Source organism: Enterobacter sp. LM3 (genome assembly GCF_046622475.1).
GTDB classification, from domain to species: Bacteria; Pseudomonadota; Gammaproteobacteria; order Enterobacterales; family Enterobacteriaceae; genus Enterobacter; species Enterobacter cloacae_P.
Genome location: NZ_JBJURN010000003.1, coordinates 388951 through 395709, shown reverse-complemented (window position 1 = coordinate 395709; position 6759 = coordinate 388951). Strand labels below are relative to the sequence as shown.

General features: G+C 53.2%; 6 protein-coding genes and 1 tRNA gene. 3 read left to right on the top strand and 4 right to left on the bottom strand.

The features are described from left to right. Positions 1–246, top strand: a 246-nt coding sequence (locus ACJ9N4_RS06010) for an integrase core domain-containing protein (RefSeq protein ID WP_411500323.1), incomplete at its 5' end; no start/stop codon positions are given. Positions 247–484: 238 nt separating this feature from the next. Here ACJ9N4_RS06010 and ACJ9N4_RS06005 read toward each other — a convergent pair. Next, positions 485–560: transfer RNA gene (locus ACJ9N4_RS06005), tRNA-Ile, on the bottom strand. 125 nt (positions 561–685) lie between these two features. On the opposite strand from ACJ9N4_RS06005, the gene mug reads away from it, so the two are divergent. Next, entirely contained in the window at positions 686–1192 is a 507-nt protein-coding gene (gene mug / locus ACJ9N4_RS06000) for a G/U mismatch-specific DNA glycosylase (RefSeq protein WP_182918973.1), read from the top strand. A 96-nt stretch (positions 1193–1288) separates the two neighbouring features. Here mug and rpoD read toward each other — a convergent pair whose 3' ends face one another. The 3 genes from rpoD to rpsU all read right to left on the bottom strand — a co-directional run bounded on the left by rpoD (position 1289) and on the right by rpsU (position 5499). Continuing rightward, positions 1289–3136 carry an RNA polymerase sigma factor RpoD gene (gene rpoD, locus ACJ9N4_RS05995; RefSeq protein ID WP_182272681.1) on the bottom strand — a complete coding sequence of 616 codons (1848 nt, stop codon included), beginning with the start codon at positions 3134–3136 and terminating at the stop codon, positions 1289–1291. Between the two features lie 164 nt (positions 3137–3300). Further along, on the bottom strand, positions 3301–5046 hold the full coding sequence (dnaG, locus tag ACJ9N4_RS05990) for a DNA primase (protein WP_182272680.1): 1746 nt from the start codon (positions 5044–5046) through the stop codon (positions 3301–3303). 237 nt (positions 5047–5283) lie between these two features. Then, complete coding sequence (rpsU, locus tag ACJ9N4_RS05985) at positions 5284–5499, bottom strand: 30S ribosomal protein S21 (RefSeq protein ID WP_001144069.1); 216 nt, start codon at positions 5497–5499, stop codon at positions 5284–5286. Positions 5500–5736: 237 nt separating this feature from the next. On the opposite strand from rpsU, the gene tsaD reads away from it, so the two are divergent. Beyond that, positions 5737–6750, top strand: a complete 1014-nt coding sequence (gene tsaD / locus ACJ9N4_RS05980; RefSeq protein ID WP_182272679.1) for a tRNA (adenosine(37)-N6)-threonylcarbamoyltransferase complex transferase subunit TsaD — start codon at positions 5737–5739, stop codon at positions 6748–6750. Positions 6751–6759: the final 9 nt, after the last annotated feature.

Below are 6759 nucleotides of genomic sequence, written 5' to 3'. Positions count from 1 at the left end.
CTCGAATTTATCAAGCCGGGTAAACCAACACAGAATGCTTTTATCGAACGGTTCAACCGGACATACCGGACAGAAATCCTGGATTTTTATCTGTTCAGGACACTAAATGAAGCACGGGAAATTACTGAGCGCTGGCTGATGGAATATAACAGCGAGCGACCACATGAGTCCCTGAATAACCTGACACCGGAAGAGTACCGGCTGATGGCTGAAAAACCGGAAATCTCAAAAAGTGCGTGGAACTAAAACAGGTGTGCTTACAATATCACTCCAGTACCACCCCATCCTTCATCCAGTGGTCAGAGACAATTGTGGATGTAACCGAAACCCGCCTTGTGCGGGTTTCTTGTTTTTTAGGGCGTTAATAACAGCTTATGCGATAGAAGAATTTTACTGCTGCGACACTTTTGCGACACGTGGTGGATAGGTAACAAAAAAGCCACTCGCGAGAGTGGCCTAACTGCATGTATCTACTGATAAAGTTTGGTGGCCCCTGCTGGACTTGAACCAGCGACCAAGCGATTATGAGTCGCCTGCTCTAACCACTGAGCTAAGGGGCCGTGGCGGTGAATTATAAAGTAACTCCCCGCAGCAATCCAGCCATTCACACCCGCTTGCTGTTTTTATAAACAATGCATAATCAATCCTTTATACTTCTCCGACGATGTATCGATCGGGAGTAAACATGATCAACGATATTCTTGTCCCTGGGCTGCGGGTGGTGTTCTGTGGCATCAACCCTGGCAAGTCCTCGGCGCATACCGGTTTTCACTTCGCCCATCCGGGAAACCGCTTCTGGAAGGTTATCCATCAGGCGGGGTTTACCGACAGGTTACTGAAGCCGGAAGAGGAACAGCATCTGCTGGATACGCGCTGCGGGATCACCATGCTGGTCGAGCGGCCAACGGTGCAGGCGAGTGAGGTGAACCTGCATGAGTTGCGCAGCGGTGGGCGGGAGCTGATTAAGAAAATGGAAGATTACCAGCCAGCAGCGCTGGCGATTCTGGGGAAGCAGGCGTACGAACAAGCATTTGGTCAGCGCGGGACGAAGTGGGGCAAACAGAGTACCTCCATTGGCGTGACGCAGGTATGGGTGCTGCCGAACCCGAGCGGGCTGAACAGGGCAACGCTGGATAATCTGGTCGAGGCGTATCGCGAACTGGATGAGACGCTGGCGGTGCGGGGGCTTTAGGGTCCTCTGTGGCCTGATGCCCTCACCCTCTCCCACAGGGAGAGGGAATAAACAAAAAAAAGCTCCCGATTGGGAGCTTTTTCAGTACCGGAGCGATTAATCGTCCAGGAAGCTACGCAGCACTTCAGAGCGGCTTGGATGGCGCAGTTTACGCAGCGCCTTCGCTTCGATCTGACGGATACGTTCGCGGGTAACGTCGAACTGTTTACCCACTTCTTCCAGCGTGTGGTCGGTGTTCATGTCGATACCGAAACGCATACGCAGAACTTTTGCTTCACGAGCGGTCAGGCCAGCCAGAACGTCGTGCGTTGCAGCACGCAGGCTCTCGGTGGTCGCAGAGTCCAGCGGCAGCTCGAGGGTGGTATCCTCGATGAAATCACCCAGATGCGAATCTTCATCATCACCGATTGGTGTTTCCATGGAGATTGGCTCTTTGGCGATCTTCAGCACTTTACGGATCTTGTCTTCCGGCATCAGCATGCGTTCAGCCAGCTCTTCCGGCGTCGGCTCGCGACCCATCTCTTGCAGCATCTGGCGGGAGATACGGTTGAGCTTGTTAATGGTCTCAATCATATGCACCGGAATACGGATGGTGCGCGCCTGGTCTGCGATAGAACGGGTGATCGCCTGACGGATCCACCAGGTTGCGTAGGTGGAGAACTTGTAACCACGACGGTATTCAAACTTATCTACCGCTTTCATCAGACCGATGTTGCCTTCCTGAATCAGATCCAGGAACTGCAGACCACGGTTGGTGTATTTTTTGGCGATAGAGATAACCAGACGCAAGTTCGCTTCAACCATCTCTTTCTTCGCACGGCGGGCTTTCGCTTCACCGATGGACATACGACGGTTGATGTCTTTTACCTGCTCGATGGTCAGGCCCGTTTCTTCTTCAATTTGCTGCAGTTTCTGCAGGCCGCGCTGAACATCTTCTGTCACGTCGTGCAGTTTTTCAGACCACGGCTTGTTCATCGCGATAGCTGCGTTGAACCAGGTTTCGCTGGTTTCGTTGCCGGTGAAGAGGGTGATGAAGTTCTTCTTCGGCATTTTGCACTGTTCAACGCACAGCTTCATGATGATGCGTTCCTGGGTACGTACGCGATCCATCATGACGCGCATGCTGTTCACCAGGTAATCGAACTGTTTTGGCACCAGGCGGAACTGTTTGAACACTTCAGACAGTTTCAGGATCTCTTCCTGAGCGGCTGCGTGGCTGCGGCCTTTCGCTTTGATGGTGTCACGGGTCACTTCGTACTGGGTACGCAGCTCACCAAACTTCTCACGTGCCAGTTCAGGGTCGATGCTGTTGTCGTCGTCGCTGCTGTCGTCGTCGCCGTCTTCTTCATCTTCGTCTTCGTCGTCATCCATCTCTTCCTGAGACAGTTCAGAGCCGACGTGAGTGGCGGTCGGAGCCATATCTTCTTCAGCATTCGGGTCGACAAAACCGGTGATCAGATCGGACAGACGCGCTTCTTCAGCTTCAACGCGATCGTACTGCTCCAGCAGATAGGTGATCGCTTCCGGGTATTCGGCAACAGAGCACTGAACCTGGTTGATCCCGTCTTCAATGCGTTTTGCAATGTCGATTTCGCCTTCGCGGGTCAACAGTTCAACGGTACCCATTTCGCGCATGTACATGCGAACCGGGTCAGTAGTACGCCCGATTTCAGATTCCACGCTGGACAGTACCTGTGCAGCAGCTTCTTCTGCATCTTCATCAGTGTTGTTGGAGGTTTCAGCCAGCAACAGATCATCGGCATCCGGTGCTTCTTCCATCACCTGAATGCCCATGTCATTGATCATTTGGATGATGTCTTCGATCTGATCTGAGTCGACGATATCTTCCGGCAGATGGTCATTGACCTCGGCATAGGTCAGATAGCCTTGCTCCTTACCGCGTTGGACAAGAAGTTTCAGCTGTGACTGCGGGTTTTGCTCCATAAGACGGTATCCACACTTAATTCGTTTGATTGGTGTCAGCGATGGTTTGCCAACCTTTAAAGCGAGGGCGTACTTATATTTGTGCCGCTGCCTCTCAGTGCGGCTGCCGGGGGCTTCCCGATCGATATTCGGCACTTAAGCCGTTGAATACTTTTGTCTTTAACTTATTTCTTCGCCAGTTCCTGGTTTAACATCCAGAGCTCCCGGCGTTCTTCGCTGCTTAAACCGTGTGTGCGCTCGCGAGCAATCAACTCTTCCTGGCGCAGTTCAAGCATCGAATCAAACATATGATTGAGTGAGTCGGTGAACGTTTTTTCCGCAATATCTTTATCTGCTATATCGTCCCACATCGACAATTTTTCAAGGGTTGCGGCCTCTTTTGTGCCGCGATAATGCTCTAAAAGTTGTCCGGTGGTCAGACCTGGCTGTGACAGACAAGTGTTGACCAATTCTGAAAATAAACCAAGTCCAGGCAACTTTTCGTGGTTCAAACCCGCCAGCGATGGCACTTGCGGAGCAAGTTCGGGGTTTTGTACCAGTAACCCTATCAGTATACGCATGGTTGTGCGTTTTAGCTGAGGTACGGGGCGAACCGCGCCGTTTTCAGCCTGTTTTGGCATTAAACGTTCAAGCTGGCTGTCATCGAGGATACCGAGCTTGTTGCCTAACTCCTGACGCAGATAGATGCGCAGCGTTTCACCGGGCACCTGACTGATTAACGGCAGTGCCAGCGTACTCAGCTGCGCGCGCCCGTCAGGGGTACTCAAATCCACCTGCGGCATCAGGCTGTTAAACAAAAACGTGGAGAGCGGCTGTGCCTGCTCCATCCGCGCTTCAAATGCCGCCTTGCCCTCTTTACGCACCAGCGTATCCGGGTCTTCACCGTCGGGCAGGAACATAAAGCGTAACTGACGCCCGTCGGTCATATAAGGGAGTGCCGTCTCCAGCGCACGCCAGGCGGCATCACGTCCTGCACGGTCACCGTCGTAACAGCAGATGACGTTGTTGGTCACCCTGAACAGCAACTGAATATGATCGGCGGTAGTGGACGTGCCTAAAGACGCAACGGCATAGTTAATGTCGTACTGCGCCAGGGCGACGACGTCCATATAGCCTTCGACGACCAGAAGACGCGGAGGTTCCGCATTATCTTGCTGCGCCTCATAAAGACCGTAAAGCTGGCGGCCTTTATGGAAAATATCGGTTTCCGGGGAGTTCAGGTACTTCGGCAGGGCATCACCCAGCACGCGACCACCAAAACCTATTACCCGGCCACGCTTGTCGCGGATCGGGAACATGACCCGTTCACGGAAGCGGTCGTAGCTTCGTCCCTGGTCGTTGGTGACCAGCATGCCTGCGTCGATCAGCGATTTACGATCTTCGCTATTGCCGCCAAAACGCTTTAACACGTTGTCCCAGCCGGGCGGGGCGTAACCAATAGCGAAACGCGCAATGACATCGTCGCTCAGTCCGCGCTTGTTCAGATACTGACGCGCAGGCTCAGCAGCAGCGTGCTTTAGAGACTGTTGGTAAAACGAATTCAGGCCATCCAGCAGTTGATAAAGCGTTTGCCGTTGATGGCGCTCTATCTGGCTTGGCCCACTGCCTGCTTCATACGGCACTTCAAGGTTGTGCATCGCCGCCAGTTCTTCGACGGTTTCAACAAACTCGAGCTTGTCGTAGTTCATTAAAAAATCGACGGCATTACCGTGTGCGCCACAGCCGAAGCAATGGTAGAACTGCTTCTCACCGTTTACGGTGAAAGAGGGGGTTTTTTCATTATGGAACGGACAGCACGCATGGTAGTTCTTGCCCTGCTTTTTTAGCTTTACCCGCGCGTCGATGAGATCGACGATGTCGGTTCTGGCAAGCAGATCATTGATAAATACGCGTGGGATTCTTCCGGCCATATGCCCCAAAAATTACACTTCATCCTTCAAACTGTCTCTGCGTTGGCTACGTTCGCTCATCCCTGTCACTTACCTAAGTAAGCTCCGGGGATTCACTCACTTGCCGCCTTGATACAGTGTGAATGATTTTGTATAAATGCTGATTTATAAACGAAAACAAGCCGCGCATTCCTTCCGGAAGCACGGCCTTACGACTATTACTCTGTCTGCTCACTGAGGGCTCTGGCCCTCAATGGATTAGTACAGACGAGTACGGCGTGCGTTTTCGCGAGCCAGTTTCTTCGCGTGACGTTTCACTGCAGAAGCTTTAGCGCGCTTACGTTCGGTCGTTGGTTTTTCATAGAACTCACGACGACGAACTTCAGCCAGAACACCTGCTTTCTCGCATGAACGTTTGAAGCGACGCAGTGCTACGTCGAACGGCTCGTTTTCACGTACTTTAATTACCGGCATGTAACTCTCACCTTTAATAAATTCGGTTTGCCGCTGGCATCAGCGCCAGCTTATTTCAAAATGGTGCGGAATTTTACTGCAAATGCTGCTGCTTTGTAAAGCACCGATGCGATTTTGAAATGGGACTTTTATAAGGAGGAGGAGTATACACGAGCCGATGTCCTGGGGCGAACAAAGTTTTACATCAACCCGCATTGGCCCTACACTGCGCGGTATTGAAACGAGGTAAAACAAGTCATGCGTGTACTGGGTATTGAAACGTCCTGCGATGAAACCGGCATCGCCATTTACGACGACGAAAAAGGGCTTATTGCCAACCAGCTGTATAGTCAGGTGAAATTGCATGCTGACTACGGTGGCGTTGTGCCTGAACTGGCTTCCCGTGACCATGTGCGTAAAACGGTTCCCCTGATTCAGGCGGCGCTGAAAGAAGCCGGGTTGTGTTCAGATGATATTGATGCGGTGGCGTATACCGCGGGCCCGGGCCTGGTCGGTGCGCTGCTGGTTGGTGCAACGGTTGGTCGTTCGCTGGCGTTTGCGTGGGATGTTCCGGCTATTCCGGTTCACCATATGGAAGGGCATCTTCTGGCACCGATGCTGGAAGAGAATCCGCCTGAGTTCCCGTTTGTGGCGCTGCTGGTTTCCGGCGGTCATACCCAGCTGATTAGCGTGACGGGCATTGGTAAATATGAACTGCTGGGTGAGTCAATCGACGACGCAGCCGGTGAAGCGTTCGACAAAACTGCCAAGCTGCTGGGGCTGGACTACCCAGGTGGCCCGATGCTGTCAAAAATGGCCGCGCAGGGCACGGAAGGGCGCTTTGTTTTCCCGCGCCCGATGACCGACCGCCCAGGGCTGGATTTTAGCTTCTCTGGCCTGAAAACCTTCGCGGCGAATACGATCCGCAATAACGACGATAGCGAGCAGACGCGTGCTGATATCGCCCGTGCGTTTGAAGATGCGGTGGTGGATACGCTGATGATCAAGTGCAAGCGTGCGCTGGATCAGACGGGCTTTAAGCGTCTGGTGATGGCCGGTGGCGTGAGTGCTAACCGCACGCTGCGTGCGAAACTGGCGGAGATGATGCAGAAGCGTCGCGGAGAAGTGTTCTATGCCCGCCCGGAATTTTGTACCGATAACGGGGCGATGATCGCCTACGCCGGGATGGTGCGCCTGAACGCCGGTGCAACCTCCGATCTGAGTGTGTCCGTGCGTCCGCGCTGGCCACTGGCGGAGCTGCCGGAGGCGTAACCCCCTCAC

What these genes read in the sequence shown, in the direction of transcription:
- mug (WP_182918973.1), top strand. Translation starts at nt 686, where the DNA reads ATGATCAACGATATTCTTGTCCCTGGGCTGCGGGTGGTGTTCTGTGGC.
- dnaG (WP_182272680.1), bottom strand. Translation starts at nt 5,046, where the DNA reads ATGGCCGGAAGAATCCCACGCGTATTTATCAATGATCTGCTTGCCAGA.
- tsaD (WP_182272679.1), top strand. Translation starts at nt 5,737, where the DNA reads ATGCGTGTACTGGGTATTGAAACGTCCTGCGATGAAACCGGCATCGCC.
- rpoD (WP_182272681.1), bottom strand. Translation starts at nt 3,136, where the DNA reads ATGGAGCAAAACCCGCAGTCACAGCTGAAACTTCTTGTCCAACGCGGT.
- rpsU (WP_001144069.1), bottom strand. Translation starts at nt 5,499, where the DNA reads ATGCCGGTAATTAAAGTACGTGAAAACGAGCCGTTCGACGTAGCACTG.